Source organism: Pseudomonas sp. EU05-FHT14B02 (genome assembly GCF_058791055.1).
Window position 1 is genome coordinate 35,901 of sequence record NZ_JBYTDD010000001.1, and the last position, 20,258, is coordinate 56,158.

The following is a 20,258-nucleotide window of genomic DNA, read 5'->3' on the forward strand; positions in this document are numbered from 1 at the left end:
CTAGCGCTCGCCCTGGGCTTTACCGCCGACGATGTCCTTGATCACGTAGCGCGGCCGGTGCTTGACCTCGATATAGATGCGGCCGATGTACTCGCCGAGAATGCCGATGCCGATCAGTTGCACACCGCCCAGAAACAGGATCGCAGTCATCAGCGACGGATAACCGGGAACGCTGTTGCCGAAGAAAATCTTGTCCAGCACCATGTACACCGCATAGAGCACCGCGAAAATCGAAATGCCGCCGCCGACGTAAGTCCACAAGCGCAGCGGCACGGTACTGAACGAGGTCACACCTTCCAGAGCCAGGTTCCACAGTTTCCAGACATTGAACTTGCTGCTCCCCAGCACCCTTCCTGGCCGCTCGAACTCCACCACCACGGTGTTGAACCCGGCCCACGACAGCACGCCTTTCATGAATAACTGGTGCTCCGGCAAGGAACGGATCACATCAACCACCTTGCGATCCATCAGCCGGAAGTCCCCGACGTTTTCCTCGATGCGGGTGTAGGCGATGCGATTGAGCACATGGTAGAAAATCGACGCGCTATGGCGCCTGAGGTAGCCGTCGGCGGCTCGGCTACGGCGCTTGGCGAGTACCACGTCGGCACCCTTTTGCCATTGCTCGACCAATAACGGGATGACACTGATCGGGTCCTGCAGATCGACATCCATGGGAATCACGGCATCGCCGCTGGCGTGCTCCAGGCCGGCAAACAATGCCGGTTCCTTACCGAAGTTACGCGAGAAATTGATCAGCATGACCTGATCATCCGCCTGTGCCAGTGCCGTAGCCTGCTCGGCCGTGCGGTCGAAGCTGCCGTCGTTGATGAACACGATCTCGACTTCGGTGTCGCCTAATCTCAACTCCCTTCGCACCGCCTGATAAAACAGGTTGATGGACTGCTCTTCGTTGAACACCGGGACAATGAGCGAGATTTTCATTGATCACGCTCGCGAAACACCACGTATTTGGAATATAGAAAACCGAATACCAGGCTCAACGCCGAAAACAGGACCACCGTGAGCAAGCCGTGCAATCGCCAGAGGTCACCCAGATGCCCGATACCCAGGCTCAGTGCCCCCATGCCCAAAAGGAACAGCAGATAACCCGCGACCGTGGCACTGGCGGCGAAGGTAAATTGCGCGTTCATGTAGAAGGAAAATGACGCAGCCACGCAGAAAGCGGCCAGGTTGCTGATCGCCTGACTGAGTCCGGCTGCCACGCTCAACAGGAAAAAGATCTGCCAGTGAATCAGGGTGTTGGCGACCCCGATCACCGTGTAACTGGACAGCCCTTTCCACAACAGTCTCATGTGAGGCTCCCGCTTCAAGAACGTTGCACTTATTGATATTTGAGCCTGTTTACTGTCATAAATCGCAGGTCAAGCGGTCTTTCAGACCAGCGGTTGAGCCTTGGGGCAATGCCCGAGACATCCGGTAATATCCCGGTTTTGCAATTGCCCGCGAATCAGTCCACCCTGCGCGCCGCCCATTGGGCGCGTGGCCTTTGCGCCAGCGGCCAATCCCATTTTCACCCGCTGTTACGAGCCTGCTGTCATGACCTTAGCGCGCGATCACCGGATCGACTTTTTTCGTGGTCTGGCACTGATCTTCATCTTTTGGGATCACGTGCCCCACAACCCTTTGGGGCAAATCACCCTGCGTAACTTCGGTTTCAGCGATGCAGCCGAGGTCTTCGTGTTTCTGGCAGGTTTCGCATCCGTATTGGCGTACGGCAAAATCCTGGCGCGCGAAGGCTTTCTGATCGCCTGCGTAAAAATCCTGCGCCGGGCGTGGGTGCTCTACGTGGTGCATATCTTCCTGCTGGCGATGCTGATGGGCATTGTGTTTTTCGCCAACAGTCACGTGGAAACACGGGATCTGGTGGAAGAAATGGGCATGCATCACTTCATCAGCGACCCGCAGCAGGCCCTGATCGATGAACTGCTGTTGCGCTTCAAACCGAACCTGATGGACCCGTTGCCGCTGTACATCGTGCTGTTGGCGGGCTTGCCCCTGGTACTGCCGCTGCTGGTGCGCAAGGCCTGGGTGGTGGTCTCTATGTCATTGGCGCTGTACCTGATGGTGCCGCTGGCTGGCTGGAACCTGGCGGCCATCAAGGACGGCGTGTGGTATTTCAACCCGGTCGCCTGGCAGTTGCTGTTCGTACTCGGTGGTGCCGCTGCAATTCACAGCCAGCGCCCGCGCTTGCCCCAGACTCGCCCATTGGTTCGCCAGCCGTTGTTTGTCGGTGCGGCGCTGTATGTCGTGGTCGCGGGTGTGTTGACCGTGCTGTGGCGTTGGCCGGACCTACACGATGTCGTGGTGCCGGCAAGCCTGCAAAACATCCTGTACCCCATCAGCAAGACCGACCTTTCCCCCGTGCGCCTGCTGCACTTCCTGGCACTGGCCTACGTCACGGCGAAACTGATTCCCGACAGCGGATGGACACAAAACTGGCTCGCGCAGCAAAGTTGCCGCATGGGCCGTTTCTCGCTGGAGATTTTCTGTCTGGGTGTGCTGTTGGCGCCATTGGCGGACATGGTCAATGCGCTGACCGACGATGCTTTTGCCATGCAGATCTTCACGGCGCTGGTGGGTGCCGGGTTGATGGCGTTGCTGGCGACCTGGCTTGAGTTCAACAAGCGCTTGAATCGATCACTGCAAACTGCGTCCGCCTGATATTAAAAAACCCGGTCACTGGACCGTCTTATGCAGGAGCGAGCTTGTTCGCGATGGACCCAAGAGCGCCACGTTCAGCCAGGAAACACGCGTTATCGTTATCGATCATCGCGAGCAAGCTCGCTCCTACAACGGGTCAGCGTTTTTTTTGTAGGAGCGAGCTCGCGATGGACCCAAGAGCGCCGCGTTCAGCCAGGAAATACGCGTTATCGTTAGCTAGTTCGCGCCTACAGAAGCCGAACGCGCCGCACCTTGCGAAACATTGGTCGGTTGCAGCTTGAACACGTAGAACAGCACTGTCAGCAGCACCAGGAACGCAGGCCCCACATACAGCGCCACGCGGGTGTCCGGGAAGTACGCCATCAGGCCGACCACCAGCACCAGGAACGCCAGCGCCAGGTAGGAACTGATCGGGTAAAGCCACATGCGATATTTCAGGCCGGCCGCTTCGCTGGCGCTCAGGCCTTTACGGAATTTCAGCTGGGCCAGCAGGATCATCACCCAGGTCCAGATCGCGCCGAAGGTGGCAATTGCGGTCACCCAGACAAACACCTTTTCCGGCACCAGATAGTTCAGCAGTACGCCCAACAGCAACGCGCCAATCGACAGCAGCAATGCACGACGCGGCACGCCGTTGCTCGAGGTCTTGGCAAAGCCCGCCGGAGCCTGGCCATTCTGCGCCAGGCTGTAGAGCATGCGCCCGGTGCTGAAGATGCCACCGTTGCAGGACGATAGTGCCGCCGTGATCACCACGAAGTTGATGATACCCGCGGCGGTCTTGATGCCCAGCCGCTCGAACGTCATCACGAACGGGCTGCCCTGGGTGCCGATTTCATTCCAAGGATAGATCGACAGGATCACGAACAACGCACCGACGTAGAACAGCAGGATGCGCCAGAACACCGAGCCGATGGCGTTCGGAATGGTCTTCTGCGGGTTCTTCGCTTCACCGGCGGTCAGGCCGATCATCTCCACGCCCAGGTAGGCGAACATCACCATTTGCAGCGACATCAACACACCCTGTACACCGTTGGGCATGAAGCCGCCGTGGGTCCACAGGTTGGAAATACCCAGGGCCACGCCGTCGTTGCCAAAACCGAAGGCGATGATGCCGATGCCGCCGAGCACCATTGCAATGATGGTGACGATCTTGATCAAGGCAAACCAGAACTCGAACTCACCGAAGGCCTTGACTGCGATCAGGTTGATCGACCCCATGCTGATCAACGCAGCGAGCGCCCAGATCCAGCGTGGTACATCGGGGAACCAGATACCCATGTACACCGCCACGGCAGTGATTTCCGCGACGCAGGTCACCAGCCACAGGAACCAGTAGTTCCAGCCGGTCAGGAAGCCCGCCAGCGGGCCGAGGTAGTCTTGGGCGTAACGGCTGAACGAGCCGGCGACCGGATTGTGCACAGCCATCTCACCGAGCGCGCGCATGATCACCAGGATCGCCAGACCGCCAATGATGTAAGACAGCATGATGGCCGGACCGGCCATCTCAATGGCCTTGGCCGAGCCCAGGAACAGACCGACGCCGATACAGGCACCGAGTGCCATCAGGCGAATATGCCGTTCGCCGAGTTCGCGTTTAAGCGGACCGCCCTGAGCGGTCTCGCCTTGGGGCTGGTGATTGCCTACGGGCATAAGGGGCACCTCATCTTGTTGTTGGATATGACCACCGAGCTTTGAAGCCGCCGACCGATAGGCCAATTGCTTCGCGTAACCGGGCCTGCTTTGTAAGCAGAACCGTCCTGTAGGACAAAACCTGCAAGATCAGTGGGTCGTGCAGTATAAAAAGCTGGCGACAGAGATATTCACTCTATAAACCACTAAATTCAGCCATAAATCCCGGCAATAACCCGACTTACGGAGGGGCATCAACTGGATCTTGTAGGAATTTTCGCCATTTAAAGGGCGCGGAGTATTGCACAGCATTGGTGCATCGTCATGCCCCTACGAAAGCCGTACTCGCTTTCGAAATGGCTCTATTACGGCCATTACAGGCAACTGCCACGCTTCTCCCGCGTCATTTGGGGCGAGGGGGATGTTGGATTGCCGAATTGCTCGTTTGACGGCGAAACTGCCCCTTGATCAGATCCCCTCCGTTGCGGAGGACACACTGCAAATACCGGATTCTCGACCACAGGAGGCAAACCTCCCTCGCCACAAGTGCTCCAATGCGCCTGATTATCGGTGCGTCCGCGCATCATTTTGCCCTTCACATTTTCTTCACCCTCGCCAACCACCGTCTAAGCTTCATTCAAGTCCGATCAATCTGCGTGAATGGATCAGTCGACTATGGGCGCTTTGTGGCAAACCGATTCGAGTAAAACCGTGGTTCCGAATGAACGAGAGGATGAAGCGCCTACACCTGAAAAACCCCGTCGCTCCAGGCACGGATGGGGAGCGTTCTGGCTATTACTGTTGATAATCGCGGTTGTCGTGGGACTTGCCGCCGTGAGGGAGATGCGCACCTCGAAGTTCCAGGCCCGGGAAGTCAGCAAATACGCTGCGTCACTGAACTATGAGCTCAAACCCGGCCCCAGCGATGCGATTCGCTATCCGGGGGAAGGTCCATTCGATCGGCGCCTGGGCTACAGCTCGCTGGGTGAATTCCTGCCGCGCCTGATAAAGCGCAATTTCGTCGTTGAGGCGCAAACCCGCTTTTCTCCAGCCCTGTTGAAGTACAGTGACAAGGGTCTGTTCGTGCCTTATGCCGAGAAAATCCAGGCCGGGCTGTCGATCACCGATTGCCGCGCAGCACCGCTCTACCAGTACAACTATCCGCAGCAGCTGTATTCAACCTTTGCCTCGATCCCGCCCGTGGTGGTCAACAGCCTGCTGTTCATCGAGAATCGCTTCCTGCTGGACCCCAAACAACCGTTGGCCAACCCGGCGGTGGACTGGCCGCGGTTCGGCATGGCGGCGTGGTCCCAAGTGGCCAAGATGCTGCACGTGCCCGGCCAATCCGCCGGTGGCAGTACCCTGGCCACGCAGTTGGAGAAGTACCGGCATTCCCCCGATGGCTTGACGGTCAATGGCGCGGAAAAGATTCGCCAGATGGTTTCCGCCACCGTACGCGCCTATCAGGCCGGGCCACAAACCCTCGAAATCCGGCAGAACGTGGTTCGTGACTACCTAAACAGCGTGCCGTTGTCAGCTGTACCGGGCCATGGTGAAGTGCACGGCATGGCTGAAGGGTTGCGCGTGTGGTACGGCTCCGACTTCAAACAGGCCAACGAAGCGCTGTCCAGCACCGCTACGGATCCAAAAACCATGGCGGAAAAAGGCCTGGCCCTGCGTGAAATGCTGTCGTTGATGATCGCCCAGCGCCGCCCGTCGCATTACCTGACCAAGGGTCACGATGAACTGGCCGACCTCACCGACAGCCATATTCGCCTGCTGGCACAAAACCATGTGATCGACGCCGAGCTCGCCGCCGCCGCCCTGGCCAGCAAAGTGATCTACCGCGACTGGGCCACCCAGCCGACCATTCAACCGATTGAAACCAACAAGGGCATCAGTGTTGCGCGCAGTCGTCTGGCCGGCATGCTCAATCGCCCACTGTATGACCTCGACCGCCTTGACCTCTCCGCCACCAGCACCCTGCAAGGCCAATTGCAAAGCGAGGCCACCGAGTACCTGAAAAAACTGGCCGACCCTGAGTTCGCCACGCAAATCGGCCTGATCGGCGAACGCCTACTGACCACCACCAGCACCACCCAGGTACGCTACAGCTTCACCTTGTTCGAACTGACCCCGGACGGCTCGCGGGTTCGGGTGCAGACCGACAGCACCGACCAGCCTTTCGACATCAACGAAGGCAGCAAACTGGAACTGGGCTCAACCGCGAAAATGCGCGTGCTGACCACCTACCTGCAAATCATCGCCGAGCTGCACGACAAATACGCCGGCATGGCCGTTGCGGAACTGAAGAAAGTCGACGTGCCGGATCAGGATCGCCTGAGCCGCTGGGCGGTCGATTACCTGATCGAGAACAAGGACAGCGATCTGCAAAAAATGCTCGGCGCCGCCCTGGACCGCAAATATTCAGCCAGCCCCGGCGAGGCGTTTTTCACCGGGGGCGGCCTGCATGTGTTCCACAACTTCCGCAAGGAAGATAACGGTCGGATCCCGACCCTGCGCGACGCCCTGCGCGAGTCGATCAACCTGCCGTTCATTCGCCTGATGCGTGATCTGGTGCGCTACACCACCTACTCCGGTCCGAACAGCAGTGCCGAACTGCTCAAGGATGACCGCAACCCGCGGCGTCAGGAATACCTGGCCGAATTCGCCGACCGCGAGGGTACTTCGTTCCTGCTCAAGTTCTGGAAGAAGTACAAGAACAAGGACACCCAGGACCGCCTCGACACCTTCCTCGACAGCATGCGCCCAACCCCGATCCGCATGGCCGCCGTGCACCGCTACCTGCTGCCGCAGGCCAGCCAGGAAAGCTTCAACGCCTTTGTGCGCTCGCACCTCAAGGGCGCCAAGCTCACGGAAAAGCTCACCGACGAACGTCTTGTGCGGCTCTACGAGGCCTACGGTCCAGGCTCCTACGACTTGCCGGATCAGGGTTTCATCGCCAAGGTCCACCCCCTGGACCTGTGGTTGATGGGCTACCTGCTCAATCACCCCGACGCCAAGTGGGGCGACATCGTCAAAGCCAGCCGGTTCGAGCGACAGGAGGTCTATAGCTGGCTGTTCAAAAGCCGGCACAAGGGCGCCCGCGACAGTCGCATCCGCACCATGCTGGAGATCGAAGCGTTCCTCGACATCCACCAGCGCTGGCAGAAAGTCGGCTATCCGTTCGACCACCTGGTACCGTCGCTGGCCACCGCCATCGGCAGCTCCGGCGACCGTCCCGCAGCCCTGGCCGAATTGATCGGCACCATCCTCAATGATGGCGTGCGCATGCCGACCCTGCGCATAGACAGCCTGCACTTTGCCGCGAACACCCCCTTTGAAACCCAACTGATCAATGACCCGGACGTCGGCAAACGGGTGATGCCGTCCGAAGTAGCCACCGCCATGCGCGAGGCCCTGTCGCAAGTGGTCGACGCCGGTACCGCCAAACGCGTGGCCGGCAGTTTCAAACTGCCCGACGGCAGCCCGCTGGCGATGGGTGGCAAGACCGGCACCGGTGACAACCGTATCGAGGCCATCGGTTCCGGCGGGCGGATTCTCAGTTCCAAATCGCTCAACCGCACGGCGACATTCGTGTTCTACATCGGCGATCACCATTTCGGCACCCTGACAGCGTTTGTGCCAGGCCGCTCGGCGGAAAGCTTTACCTTCACCTCGGCGTTGCCGGTGCAGGTGCTCAAGGGCATGGCACCGATCCTCACGCCCTACCTGCAACCGGGCACCCACACGATGTGCCAGCCAACCGAGGTGGCGGCGAGCCGCTAAGCACGACTCAACGAAATGGAACGATGGCGGTACATATGTATTTTTCACTCTTTGATTATTGGAGAGTCGAGTCGCACCCGGCACCTTTAACAACCAATCTTTGCGCTTTTTTTAGGCTACATGCTTACCTAGTCTGGTCGTCCCCGGTACTGATCAAAGGACGATCAAACAATGCCCATTACCCCCTCGGCGATTCAAGGATCAGACCCGATCGCCATCGCCCCATTCGATAAAAGCATCCACTTCCATCAGGTCAGAAAGGCGATTCCTTCCTGGCTGTTGAACACCTCCCCGTCCCGTGTCGATGCGCTGAAATCTGTCAGGCTGACGCTACCCGACTGGCACAGGGCCGCGTCGAAAACCGCTCACCGCAAGTTGAAAAAAGCCGTCCAGCTTAACTGGACCTCGCAGAACACCGTAGACCAGGCTCTACGCGATCTGCTGGATATTTCCGCCTTTGCCAAACCCCTGCTGCAACAAGCGCTGAGGGACCGCTTCGGCGTCGAAGACGATGTCGAGGAAACCTGGCTGCGCCTGTATGCCCCTGCGAAGACGGCCTGGTGGGTGCATGACTTTTCCGCAGGAACCACCAGTCGTACCATCTCGCTGCTGGATGCTGCCCTGCACAATTTTTCCCGGGACGAAGCGTTCACCCAGGACTCCGAGTTCATCACCCGCCCCGACGCACGCGGGCATTTCAACGTCAAACACCTCAAGCACAAACTGAGCATCGAGCAGTTCAAGTCCGTGTGTCGCGAACTGGACATCGGCGCCCGCTATCAACAACACCTGCAAGACACTTTAAAGCCGAGCGAACAAGCGGCGAGCAATGTCCTGCGCCACAAAGTCATTCTCAGCCAGAAAAGCGCACTGAATGTCGCCGCGCATATAGCCCTGATGAAGCACGACATCGACCAGGAAGCCTTCGACGTAGTGCAAGGCATGCTCAACGATCGTTCGCGACTGCAATGGAACGGCAAACCCGTCGACTATTACAACCTGGCGATGATGGACACAAGCCTGATCGGCATCATCCTGATCACCACCGATATCAACAGCGCCACCGCCCCGACCCCGGTGATTGCCTATGTGCCCCATGATCCGCTGCACCCGCTCAAGCAGTACACCTCCTTACTCGAACTCATGGCTGAACTGACGCGCCAGTTGCGCGATGGCGAATCCGCCAACAGCTATCAACAGTTCTTCAGCCAGTTCGTGCCCCATGAGCAACGCGGGCATTTTTTTGCCGGATTGAATGCACGCCTGAGCACGGTGAAATGGCAACCGGTTGCCGCCGGTTCCAGCTTGCCGACCTGGCGCGAAACGCCTGTGGATAAACCCGACCTGCAATTCAGTGTGTCGAGCATCAAGACCGACCGCGCGACGACCTTCAACAATGACCTGTGGGGCTACCGCTACCGGCAGACCGTCAACAAGATTTTCAACGACGCTCGGGAAATCGCCATCTCCACCGAATACGTCGACCGTATGGCCCGTTGGGCCTGGTGGGACAACCTGGAAAAAATGCTCTCGGACATCCTCAACATTGCCTTGCTGGTGGCGACGCCGTTGGTGCCTGGCCTGGGCGAACTGATGCTGGCGTACACGGCCTATCAATTGACGGATGGCGTGGTCGAGGGCCTTGTCGACCTGGCCGAGGGACGCTTGGCCGAGGCCGGCGAGCAGGTCCTCGGCGTGCTGGAGAGCGTCGTCCAGTTGGGCGTATTCGCGGCGGCAGGCTCTGTCGGCAATGTCGTAGGGGCCAAGCTCTCGCCGTTTTTCGAAGGCCTGAAACCGGTGCAACTGGCAAACGGTGAAGCGCGCTTGTGGAACCCTGACCTCAGCCCCTATCAACGCGCCGACGTGACGTTGCCCGAGAACGCCCAGCCTGATGACCAGGGCATTCACCAGCATCAGGGCCGGCGCATCTTGCGCCTGGACGATCAACACTTTGAAGTGCTGCAAGACCCGATCACAGGGCAACAACGCATCCGCCATCCGCAGCGTTTCGACGCTTACGCACCGACCCTGCGCCACAATGGCCGTGGGGCCTGGGTCTGCGAAACGGAAAACCCGCGAGAATGGGAAGGTTCGACCCTGATGCGCCGACTCGGCCACAGCACCGATGGTTTCAACGATGAACAACTGGAGCAGATTCGCCAGATCAGCGGCACCGATGAAGCCGAGCTGCGCAGGGTGCATGTTGAAAGCGCCCCGCCGCCACCGCTGCTGACCGATACCCTGCAACGCCTGGCTTCACCGGCCATTGCACCCGCTCCGATGTCCCCGGAGATCGCACCGCTGTTCAGTGATTTCCCCGAGCTGCCGGCGACCGTTGCGAAACAAATCCATACGCGTGCCAGCGCCACGGAACGTCAACGAATTACCCAGGAAAACCGCCTGCCTTTGCGCATGAAGACTCAGGCTCGAGAGCTGCAGTTCGAAACCCAAACCGTACGAGCAGCCCAGGGCCTGTACCCGAGCGCGTCAATCACCCCCGACACCGAGCGTCTGGTGCTCGGCACCTTGCGCATTAACACCGATACCTTCGGCGACCTGCGCCTTGAGATTCGTCAGGGCACATTCGATGGCGAGTTGAGTTACAGCGTCGGCCACGATGACGCCACGCGGGTGCAGATGTTGATTCGCGATGATGCCGGGCAGTATCAGGTGCGTGATGGCGAGGATCAGCCGGTCCATGAAGCCGATGACTTTTTCGAAGCCGTCTTGCAAGCCACGCAGGGGAATGGACAAAACAGCCTGGGCTACAAACCGGGTGACGGCGACAGGTTCCGCCAATGGGTCATGGTTAAATCGGCCACACCGAGCGAACGCCGGACCGTACTCGCCGACCCGCCCGTTCGCCCGGTGGCCGAGCATGCAACGATGCTGCTGGTGCGTGGAGGTGGGCTGAGCAGGGAAGCGAGAACCTTGCATGAACGGATACAGGATCTGCATCCGCACTTCAGTGAGGTTGAGGTTGATGCGTTCGCCAATGCCCTGATAGAACAAGGCCAACCACTGAGAGCCATTGAGCAGCATGAAGATGATCTGAACGAACTACGGATGATTCTGAATCGTTGGCGAAACCAGCAACCACCAACCTGGGGACCCGACTCAAAGGGCTTCCTGAACGGTGGTGGCGACCGCATTGCTGAAGGCCTTATCCAATGTTTCGAAAGAACAAACACCGATCTTGGCAGCCGCACTGATCCATCAAGCTACGGCCTCGACCTCTCCGGCGATCTGTTACCCATCAATCTGGAAAACTGGTGGTCGCAACGTCCCGATCTGAGGAAATTTCTGGACCGCATCACCCTTCTGAAACTCGACAACACACGTTTTTCCTCCAAGGCAAACGGCTTGCTGAAAGATTTTCCCAACCTGCGCGAACTCAGCGCCAGAGGATGCGAACTGACGAGCCTGCCGGAAAACATCGGCACCATGCAGCGGCTCGAACGACTGAGTTTGATTGATAATGAAATCGTGCTGGACGCCGCCGCCGTCGAGCAACTGAAGCAACTGGACAACCTGGAGATTCTGCGTCTGGATGAAAACCCCTTGGGCAGGGTTGTCGACATCTCAAGCATGCCCCGGCTGAAGGTCGTCGGGCTGCGGGACACGGTCATTACCACCTGGCCTGAAGGTACGTTGAGCAAAACCAGGCCTCGCGGCTTTCTGCTGGATCTTCGGGATAACCCGATCAACCTGATTCCCGAAGTGGTCCCGGGCTCACCACAGGCATGGGTCGTGGCGCGTACCCGGCTGGATGTAGGCAATCTGTCAGAATCCAACCAGGGTCGCTATCAGGCAATCCGTCGTTCGGTGCAACTACCCCCTGAACCCATCGTGCCCTCCAACAGTCTGGCCGAGTGGGTGGTCACTTCGGACTACAGCGCGAAACACTGGAGCGACGTACCCGGTTGGGGTGTTCACCGCGCCAATCTCTGGTCGGAGCTGGCCGATGAGCCCCAGGCACAAGGCTTTCTGAAAGTACTGCTCGATACCCGCCTGAGCCGCGACTTCCAGAACCCCGGCCCGGCGCGGGATCAACTGGTGCAACGCGTTTGGCGCATGCTCGATGCCGTCTACGTCGACACGCCTCTGCGGGAAAAGTTGTTCACCATGGCCGTCGCGCCGGTGGATTGCGCCGATGCCGGTACGCAGTTGTTCAATCACATGGGCATTGATGTGCTCGCCTACGAGGCCCACGCGTATTCCACCGACCCGGTGCAGCTGGAGCAGAAGCTGGTGACCCTGGCCAAAGGCGCCGCACGGCTGGAACAGGTCAACGACATTGCCCGTGCCGATGTCGCCAGTCGTGGCGGCAACCCGGACGAAGTCGAGGTCTACCTGGCCTATCAGACCGGTTTGGCACAACGCCTCGACTTGCCCTGGCAATCGAAAGGCATGCTGTTCCGGCCGGTGTCCGGCGTCACGGACGCAATGATCGATCAAGCCTATGACACGGTGCTGGCCCTGGGCGAAGGCGATGGTCTGGTCGACCGAATGCTCGAACAGGAGTTCTGGCAACAGCATTTGAACGAACGCCATGCGACCGAAATGCAAGCCAACAAGAGTCGCTATCAGAAGCTGTCAGATCAACTGGACACCCTGCGCGATACACAGCGCGAATGGGTCGAGTCGACGTCAGAGGATCAGCGCGCCGCATTGCGCAGCCGGCTCAGGGAACTGATGAACGACCTGCCGGCGCCGGACACGGTGGTCTTTGCCGATGAGCCGTTCAGCGATGCGGTTTTCAACCGCCTGCTGGTCAACCTGGGTGACGCCGAGAAAGAACTGTCCAGGCACTTGACCCGTCAAGCCATGAAGCGCGCCGGCCAGTAATACCGAAGAAAATGAGTACAGCCTGACGGTGGTTTACGCCGTCAGGTTCAGCCCCCGGCCTCAGATTTCGGAATCCCAGATCACGGTGACCTTGCCCTGGTAGAAAGGACCAACACCGGGCGACAGCATGAATTGCATCTGTGTCTCTGGTACTTCGAAGTGCAGGACCCCCGGCGCCCTGTCGACGTAGAAGCCCGGCTGGAAATTCAACGCATTGGCCACGCCCGCTCGCAAACGCGTGTGCCTGACGGGTTGCCCGCTCATGTCGGTCAGACCATTGGGCAAGGTGACATAGACCTGCAACTCCACCCCCCGCCTGGAGAAGCGATCAGCTAGCTGGCAGTCGTAGATAGAGCTGTTCCACTCACACTCCATGTACATCTTGAAACGCGAGGAGGCCGAGATGTTGAAGGTCTGGTCGCGGAACAAGCGCACCGGTCTGCGCCCCGCCTGCAACCAGCTCTGCCAGCCACCGGCCGGTACCAACTGGACTTTCTCGCCACCGGGCGGGATGTCGACCTTGAGGGTGTGCTGAACGTCAAGGTTGAAGTTCATGGTCAACACCGGACTGCTCGGCAGCATGACATCGCCGAAATCGAAGTCGCCATTGGGGCCGACCGTATAGGTCAGCGAACCCGTGTAATTGCCTGCCAGCATGCCCAACGGATTGGGCGTGACCAGTTCATAGGAAAAATCCAGATGGTCGTAGTGCAACCAGGGAACATCGAACCTGGCCTGTTTATTACACGCGGCCTGGACCGGTGTTTTCCAAAAAAAACCATATGTGGTGGGCCGGTAGTAACCCACACCACTGTAAATACAAGGCGACGGCGCGTACACCCAACTTTGCCCCCACAACAGATTGTGTGCAATCCGGGAGTCTACGTTGGTGTCCCCTGTCAACTTGCGAACATCCTCGGTCACATAGGTGGAGCCAACCCCGGTAATCCGCATTCTTACCTGTTCCACCGCTCCGGACTCATGACGCACCGATAGCTCTCGCCATTGCGCCGGCACCTTGATCGTTGCGCCCTGGCGCGGCGATGCATGGTTGGCCGGGATCGCGCGGCTGGACTCGAATCGAATCGGGACTTGCAGGCTGAACGTCTTGTTTTCCTCACATTGCTCCGGATACAGCTGACAGTAGCCACTGAGCGGAGTGGTGTTCTTGAATTGGTTGAGATGCGGATGAGCCGAATCAGGCTTGAACAACGCCGTGATCGAGACGTCTTGCGCCAACGCCTGGGGCATCAGCAACCACACCATTAAAAGGCTCCATAACCATAAAAGCCTCGTTGAAAACAAAACACCTGTGACACTCATCCGTATCCATCTCCGAAAAGCCACCCCGTTCCCTGGGGGCCGATATCCACTCGACTTGTGGGAGCGAGCTTGCTCGCGATGAGCCCGGCACCGTCAGCATCCATGGCGCCTGACACGCCGCCATCGCGAGCAGGCTCACTCCCACATTTTGATCCCTGCAAAACACAGATCAGGGTGCCGCGGCACTGAAAATCAACTGAACCGTTCCGTGATAAGTGCCCGGTTTAAAACCACCGGCCGGCTCTTTCGGCTGGATCTCCAAAGGAAAACGCCCGCCGGCCATGGCCTGCGCCGCCGACACCACTTCGCGCGGCGTCGCCTCGTGGCTCAACTCCTGGCCATTGAAGGTGACCCGCAAGTAGATGTTCTGGTCCGCCCGCCCGTTGAACAGATAGGGCTCGGCATCCAGCCGCGCTTCAATCGCACTGGTGTCGTGCTTGACGTCGAAATGCTTGCGCAGCCCGTCGAGCCTCGACGTGTTGCGATTCCACGGCAGGGTCTGTTCCAGATGAATCCAGTTCGTCTCGGCCGGTATCACGTAAAAGCCCAGGGTCGGAATATCCGCCCACACTTCGAACGTGCGCTCTTCCCGTGCCGCGAAAGCCTGGGCACACGCCATCACGCCCACACAGAGGGCGATGGCCGATTGCTTGATCATGTCAGTTACCTGTTGCGTAAAAAAAGCGGCGAGTCGACCCGCCTTTGGCGGTGTTACTGGCTGGCAACGCGCAACGCTTTTTTGTCGGCGCCTTCGATCAGGTTGAAGCGGTATTCGCGACCGGGCTTCTTCTCGAACTCGAACGACTTGCCCGCCAGAACGTGATGCTTGGTGGTCGGCTCGCACTCGGTTTCATTCTTCAGCGAGCAATTGCGAAACTCATCGATCACCACCACGGTGTTGCCGTTATTGCGCAGTCGATACACACCGGCGCTGTCATCGATCACGCTGTCGAAACGGCTGTTCTTGGGACGGACAAAAAATACCGTGCCAAACCCGGTCATCACGTTGACCCCCGCCGACAGGTTCTCTTTGTAGGTGTCACGCTCTTCACTGGACACCGCGAATTCATCTTCCTTTTCCGGTACCACCGGCACGAAGCGCACGCGGAAGTAACGCTCGGTGTCACGGGCGCCCATGTGCAGCAAACGCGTACCCTGCATGCCATTGGCCGGCACGATCAGCCGTGCGGGGCTGGCCATCAAGCCATCCCGACCGCTGCCATCCGCTTGCGTTGCGACGGGTATCTCGCGGTGTGTGCCATCGGCGTCGTAGATGATTTCCAGGATGTTGACCTTGACGAACGCGGTGCTGTCGCCACTGTTGAACACGCGTTTGAGGTAAGTGCTCTTGTCGCCGTCCAGATAGTCGTACACCGTTCCGACGTTGATCTGCGGACCGGCCTGAACCGCCAGAGAAAACCCGCTCAAACCCAACAGCAACCACAGACGCTTCATACCCTTGAACCTCATGACATTGAACACAACACAGGCGCGGTCCATCGATTGGCGGCCCATCAGATTTCCGAATCCCAGATCACGGTGACGCCGCTGAAATACTGTTTTGGCGCCCCAGGCAAAAAAAAGTGATCGGGCTTCTCAAGTTCGAAATGCAAGGTGCCCGGCTTACGATCCACATAGTGGCCCGGCTGAAAAGTCACGGCCCCGCCTTCAGTCACCAGTTCCTGACGCTGGACCGGTCTTCCGGCGCTATCGGTCAAGCCACCAGGCAAGCTCACGCTGACTTTCAATGGAGCGCTAAGGATCAAATCCCGATCAGCCATAAAGCAGACCCGTCCATCGGTGATTGAGCACTGCAAAAACATTTTGAAGCGAGAACTGGCCGAGATATTGAAGGTCTGGTCACGGAACAACCGCACGGGTTTTCGTCCCGCATGCAACCACCTCTGCCAGCCGCCAGCCGGGGTCAGCTGAATTTTTTCACCACCGGGGGGAATGTCGACTTTCAACACATGTTCAACGTCGAGAAGAAAATCAAGAACGATGACGTTGTCCTGAGGAATCATCACATCGCCCAAATCAAAATCCTGGCTTGGCCCAACTCGAAAAATATGCTGTCCGGTGTATTGCCCCGAAACCATGTCTTGGGGATTGGGAGTATCAAGCTCATAAGTAATGTCAAACGTTTCATATTTGAAGGGTTGTGGAATATCGAAAACAGCCTTCTTGGCGCAAATCTCGGCGCTAACCGGGTGCCGCCAGAAACTATTGAAACCAATGTCATTACCCGCACCCATTAAACCGGTGCACGGTGGACCGGCATAACTCCAGGTACCGCCTTCAAACAGATAATCATGCCCTAGCCCGCCGGTCAGCTCGGGGGCCGACAGAGGTAATGTGTAGGCCACGCCCATGCCGGCCACCCGGAACCTGACGGTTTGAGGTGGCGCCGTTGGGTGGCTGACGGTCACGGTTTGCCATTGCGAAGGAATGTTAAACATCGGCCCCAAACGCTTATTGGTATGACCGCCGACAATGGTCGCATTCGAGTAAGAAAGAATAGGCAGGCGTAAGCTGAACAGGTTTTCAGCGTGGCATTGAGGTGGGTTATCCAAACAAAAACCACTTAACGGCGTTCTATTTTCGAACTTATTGAATTGAGGGTTAGATGCATCAGGGTAAAACACTGCCCTGATTTGTTGGGTGACCGCCGCGGCTGAAGCAGGGAACAGCGCCACGACTACTCCAATAACAGCGGCTGCATAGATGGCTGACCTTTTAACGTGTGAAATATCTAACATTTGAAATGACCTCAAAAAGCCCTTGAACCGGATGTCCGTCATCCCGCCGTCTCAGCCATGCGATTGGCGTCCGCCAGGGTGTCCGGCGTGCAGCGCAAATCACCGATCATCAGCACGTTGTTTTCACTGCGGTGTTTGTCGGTATCGAGGCGGAACTGGCAGAGCAACTGGTCGGCATAACGCACTTCCAGGGTCGGTGAAGCCGCATTCATTTCCATCGAGAAGAAGCCATCGACCTCGCTGACCCCACGGCTGGCGTGGTTGATCACGTGGTGGCCCTTGAGCGGTCGACCCTGTGGGTCGAGCAAACGCCCGAGCACGGTCAGGGTTTTCATCACCCGCACCTTGCGGTACTCCACACCGCCCTTGTTCAGGTGATAGCGAGTGCGCGCCGGTTCGATGCTGGCGGCTGGCACGTGATTGCCTTCGAAGTCGAAGCTCACCGAACTGTTTTTGTAGGCCGTCAGCGGAATGAAATTGCGCCCCGGCCGCAGGGCTGCGCTGCCACCACTGAGGTCGTCTGCGCGCAAGGCGATACCGTCGATGTCGGACTCGACGTCGACAATCATCCCGGCGCCGCGCCCTTGATGCTGGCTGGTCAACGCCATGCGTTGTGCGCCGACCACCAGCGTGCTGTCGAGGTTCACGCCACCGGTGAAGTTGTCGTTGAACGAAGAGCGTTGAATGAAACCGTCGCCATTGATGGCGTCGGTGCGAAAGTTCGCCAGGCTCGACAAACCGACGCCATAAGTGTCGGTCAGCGCCGTCACTGAGACGCTCTGCAACACGTGGTCTTGCAGGTCTTTGCGGTAACCGAACGAGGCGTTGTTGTCGCGACCGCCCTCACGGGCGGTGCGGCTGCCGATGCTGCCGGAAATCTGCTGGCCCGGACCGCCGAGCGCCATGTTGATGCTCAGGTCGACCCCGCGATTGCGCGCATCGCCGCTGCTGAAGCTGCCCGGACGGTCGAACAACGACAGACGCCAATTGGCATCGCTGCCAAACAGCTGGGTCCGTTGGGTCCAACCGAGGTCGACGCCGACACCCTCGACATTGCCCTCACTGTGGGACACCCGCGCGTTGAGCGAACTCTTGCGACTGATGCGGTGGTTCAGCGCCAGCGACGAGTTGCTGGTCTGGCCGGTGAACACGTTGCGTTGTCGTACGCGAGTGCCGTCGGGCAGGGTCTCATAAGTGTTGGTGGTGTCGAGCCAGCTACGGTTGTGGCTGATCACCAGACTGCCAGAGCCATAGTTGTACAGGCCTTGCAGATCGGCGCCGCTGCCGTGGTCTTCGGTCTGGTAAAGATTGGCGTAGACGCTGGTGCTGTTGCCCAGGGTCCAGTCGATAGAGCTGCCGTACTGGAGTTTTTCGCGCACCTGGCGTGCCGACAGCCCGAGAATCACCCGTGGGTGCAGCAGATAGTTGATCGAGGCGCCCGCCGTGGCATCGCCACTGCTCTGTTGATCCCAGTTGCTTAGCAGTTTGCTTTCCTGCCCGGCAAACAGGTTGTAGCGCCAGCGGTCATCGTGGTTGCGCCAGTTGCTCGGCTTGTAGATCAGCTCCTGGGTGGTCGAGGTGATTTGACCATCCTCGATCAACCGCACCTCCACCTCGTAAATACCGCCCGGCAATGGACGGGTGTCGAGGGTCTGCAACCCGGCTGGCACTGACTGCGTATTGATCAGCAGGCCATCGCGATAGATTTCCACGGAACCCTGACGGTTGGCCGTGACGTAAACCGGGTACACGCTGGGTTTCGGGCTGTCGATCGCCAGACTGTCGGAGCTGCCATACATCACGCCCACGGCGGTATCCGGGCTGCTGCCGAATGAGCGAGGCTGACGCGTCAGGCCTTCGGAGTTCGGGGTGAAGTACCCCAGCCGGAAAAAACTGCCCTCCAGTTCGCGCTGGGTGAAGAGCTCATGCACGGCGTGATAGGTCTTGTCGTCCGGTCCACCCAGACGCGCCAGTTGCATGTTGAAGGTCTGGCTCCAGTTGCCCAGGCTGCTGCTGGCCTCCAGACCGAAACGACCACCCAGGTCTTGATCCTGGCCGCCGTTGAGATTGAGTTGATTGCGCACCATCAGGCCGCTGCTGCCGCCTTCGGGCTGATCGTAGAAACGCTTGGCTTCGCTGTCGCGTTCGGCATTTTCGGTGACGATCGACAGCAATGAATTTTCCAGGTTGTAGTGCACCGCCAGCATCTGCTCCGGGCATTGGCCGCTGCAGGCGCCCAGCGCCACGCCGGGTTTGAGGATATCCGCCCACGTCTCGCGTTCGCTGGCGCCGAAGCGGCTTTCACTGGTGTCGGTGAAATCGAGCAATGTCACCCGGTCATCGCGGGACAATACAATCATCGCCTCGCCAAGCGCCTGTTGATCGAGCTCGACCCGTACCGCCAACGGAACGTCGAAAAAATGCTCCTCGAACTCTGCCGGCAAGCCTTTGGCCTGGGCCAGCAAACTTCGCGGCGTATTATCAACGGAAGCGGGCGCCGCAAATGCACTGCTACATAACAGCAACGCAAGCGCTGCCGCGATGGGCGTCATCGGGAACATCAACGAATACTCTACTATCAAAGAAGTTTAAACCCGACCGGCAACTTTTAATATTGCCGGCCGGTCACGTTACTTATACAAGCAAGCGCTTATGACTCTTGATCAAGTTCAAAGAGCAACAGGAGGAACAGCGTCGAACATCATGGTGACGGCACCGGTGTAATCACCTGGAGCAAAGGTGGTGCCTAGTGCCTTGATGTTGAGTGGGGCACGGTAATTGACATTCGATTCGGTCTCGCCAACCACCATTTGCGGAGTCGTGGTGAGCACCACATTGTTGAGTGCCACTTGCAGACCAATCTCGGTTGCACCGGAGATCAGCTTCGGCACACTTTCAAGGCTGGCATGCACAGAGCCGTTGTTGTTGCGTACGTCGAAGAAACCGTTGACTTCATCCATGGTGCCCTTGCTTGGCTGGTAGTCCATTCGCTGATCCTTGTTGACCAGATCCGGATCGACCGGTACTACGTAGAAACCGTTGGTTGGTACATGCGCGACAAGGTTGATGGAATGACGGGCTTCGCCCGCGGCAAACACGGCGGAAGAACTCAGTGCCAGAACAGCCAGAGGAGCAGCGAACGCGATTTTCTTGAACATCTTTCAGTACCTGTCTTTTAAAAGGATAAGCGCAGAAAGTTCAAGTTGAGCAAAAACCGTCACGAGCAGC

Annotated in this window: 12 protein-coding genes; 3 read left to right on the forward strand and 9 right to left on the reverse strand. The window is 58.5% G+C overall.

Annotation, left to right across the window (positions count from 1 at the left end):
- Both AC3WTM_RS00150 and AC3WTM_RS00155 read right to left on the reverse strand, forming a co-directional pair.
- A complete protein-coding gene (locus AC3WTM_RS00150) occupies positions 1-942 on the reverse strand; it encodes a glycosyltransferase family 2 protein (RefSeq protein ID WP_102670142.1) in 942 nt (313 codons plus the stop codon).
- Positions 939-1,313, reverse strand: a complete 375-nt coding sequence (locus AC3WTM_RS00155; protein WP_102670143.1) for a GtrA family protein — start codon at positions 1,311-1,313, stop codon at positions 939-941. The genes AC3WTM_RS00150 and AC3WTM_RS00155 overlap by 4 nt, the downstream gene beginning before the upstream one ends.
- A gap of 244 nt (positions 1,314-1,557) precedes the next feature.
- On the opposite strand from AC3WTM_RS00155, the gene AC3WTM_RS00160 reads away from it, so the two are divergent.
- A complete protein-coding gene (locus AC3WTM_RS00160; RefSeq protein ID WP_102670144.1) occupies positions 1,558-2,682 on the forward strand; it encodes an OpgC family protein in 1,125 nt (374 codons plus the stop codon).
- A gap of 216 nt (positions 2,683-2,898) precedes the next feature.
- Here AC3WTM_RS00160 and AC3WTM_RS00165 read toward each other — a convergent pair whose 3' ends face one another.
- Complete coding sequence (locus AC3WTM_RS00165; RefSeq protein WP_102670145.1) at positions 2,899-4,332, reverse strand: amino acid permease; 1,434 nt, start codon at positions 4,330-4,332, stop codon at positions 2,899-2,901.
- Between the two features lie 654 nt (positions 4,333-4,986).
- Between AC3WTM_RS00165 and AC3WTM_RS00170 the strand changes: the two genes are divergently transcribed.
- Positions 4,987-8,100 carry a transglycosylase domain-containing protein gene (locus AC3WTM_RS00170; protein WP_102670146.1) on the forward strand — a complete coding sequence of 1,038 codons (3,114 nt, stop codon included), beginning with the start codon at positions 4,987-4,989 and terminating at the stop codon, positions 8,098-8,100.
- 171 nt (positions 8,101-8,271) lie between these two features.
- The gene (locus AC3WTM_RS00175) at positions 8,272-12,948 is read left to right on the forward strand and encodes an NEL-type E3 ubiquitin ligase domain-containing protein (protein WP_102670147.1); all 4,677 of its coding nucleotides are present in this window, start codon (positions 8,272-8,274) and stop codon (positions 12,946-12,948) included.
- Positions 12,949-13,008: 60 nt separating this feature from the next.
- Here the strand turns inward: AC3WTM_RS00175 and AC3WTM_RS00180 are convergent, their stop codons facing one another.
- The 6 genes from AC3WTM_RS00180 to AC3WTM_RS00205 all read right to left on the reverse strand — a co-directional run bounded on the left by AC3WTM_RS00180 (position 13,009) and on the right by AC3WTM_RS00205 (position 20,188).
- Positions 13,009-14,214: a DUF2771 domain-containing protein gene (locus tag AC3WTM_RS00180; protein ID WP_256586017.1), complete on the reverse strand. Its 1,206-nt coding sequence runs from the start codon at positions 14,212-14,214 to the stop codon at positions 13,009-13,011.
- A 226-nt stretch (positions 14,215-14,440) separates the two neighbouring features.
- Complete coding sequence (locus AC3WTM_RS00185; protein ID WP_102670149.1) at positions 14,441-14,929, reverse strand: CS1 type fimbrial major subunit; 489 nt, start codon at positions 14,927-14,929, stop codon at positions 14,441-14,443.
- Positions 14,930-14,982: 53 nt separating this feature from the next.
- Positions 14,983-15,726: a pilus assembly protein gene (locus AC3WTM_RS00190; RefSeq protein WP_102670203.1), complete on the reverse strand. Its 744-nt coding sequence runs from the start codon at positions 15,724-15,726 to the stop codon at positions 14,983-14,985.
- A gap of 59 nt (positions 15,727-15,785) precedes the next feature.
- Positions 15,786-17,072, reverse strand: coding sequence for a hypothetical protein (locus AC3WTM_RS00195; protein ID WP_256586018.1), 1,287 nt, complete (start codon positions 17,070-17,072; stop codon positions 15,786-15,788).
- Positions 17,069-19,591 (reverse strand): TcfC E-set like domain-containing protein, encoded by a 2,523-nt coding sequence (locus tag AC3WTM_RS00200; RefSeq protein WP_102670150.1) that lies wholly within the window; start codon positions 19,589-19,591, stop codon positions 17,069-17,071. The genes AC3WTM_RS00195 and AC3WTM_RS00200 overlap by 4 nt, the downstream gene beginning before the upstream one ends.
- Positions 19,592-19,699: 108 nt before the next feature.
- The gene (locus tag AC3WTM_RS00205) at positions 19,700-20,188 is read right to left on the reverse strand and encodes a CS1 type fimbrial major subunit (RefSeq protein ID WP_057398612.1); all 489 of its coding nucleotides are present in this window, start codon (positions 20,186-20,188) and stop codon (positions 19,700-19,702) included.
- Positions 20,189-20,258: the final 70 nt, after the last annotated feature.

Coding starts and splice junctions, on each gene's coding strand:
- AC3WTM_RS00150 (WP_102670142.1), bottom strand. CDS start 942: ATGAAAATCTCGCTCATTGTCCCGGTGTTCAACGAAGAGCAGTCCATC.
- AC3WTM_RS00155 (WP_102670143.1), bottom strand. CDS start 1,313: ATGAGACTGTTGTGGAAAGGGCTGTCCAGTTACACGGTGATCGGGGTC.
- AC3WTM_RS00160 (WP_102670144.1), top strand. CDS start 1,558: ATGACCTTAGCGCGCGATCACCGGATCGACTTTTTTCGTGGTCTGGCA.
- AC3WTM_RS00165 (WP_102670145.1), bottom strand. CDS start 4,332: ATGCCCGTAGGCAATCACCAGCCCCAAGGCGAGACCGCTCAGGGCGGT.
- AC3WTM_RS00170 (WP_102670146.1), top strand. CDS start 4,987: ATGGGCGCTTTGTGGCAAACCGATTCGAGTAAAACCGTGGTTCCGAAT.
- AC3WTM_RS00175 (WP_102670147.1), top strand. CDS start 8,272: ATGCCCATTACCCCCTCGGCGATTCAAGGATCAGACCCGATCGCCATC.
- AC3WTM_RS00180 (WP_256586017.1), bottom strand. CDS start 14,214: ATGGTGTGGTTGCTGATGCCCCAGGCGTTGGCGCAAGACGTCTCGATC.
- AC3WTM_RS00185 (WP_102670149.1), bottom strand. CDS start 14,929: ATGATCAAGCAATCGGCCATCGCCCTCTGTGTGGGCGTGATGGCGTGT.
- AC3WTM_RS00190 (WP_102670203.1), bottom strand. CDS start 15,726: ATGAAGCGTCTGTGGTTGCTGTTGGGTTTGAGCGGGTTTTCTCTGGCG.
- AC3WTM_RS00195 (WP_256586018.1), bottom strand. CDS start 17,072: ATGACGGACATCCGGTTCAAGGGCTTTTTGAGGTCATTTCAAATGTTA.
- AC3WTM_RS00200 (WP_102670150.1), bottom strand. CDS start 19,591: ATGTTCCCGATGACGCCCATCGCGGCAGCGCTTGCGTTGCTGTTATGT.
- AC3WTM_RS00205 (WP_057398612.1), bottom strand. CDS start 20,188: ATGTTCAAGAAAATCGCGTTCGCTGCTCCTCTGGCTGTTCTGGCACTG.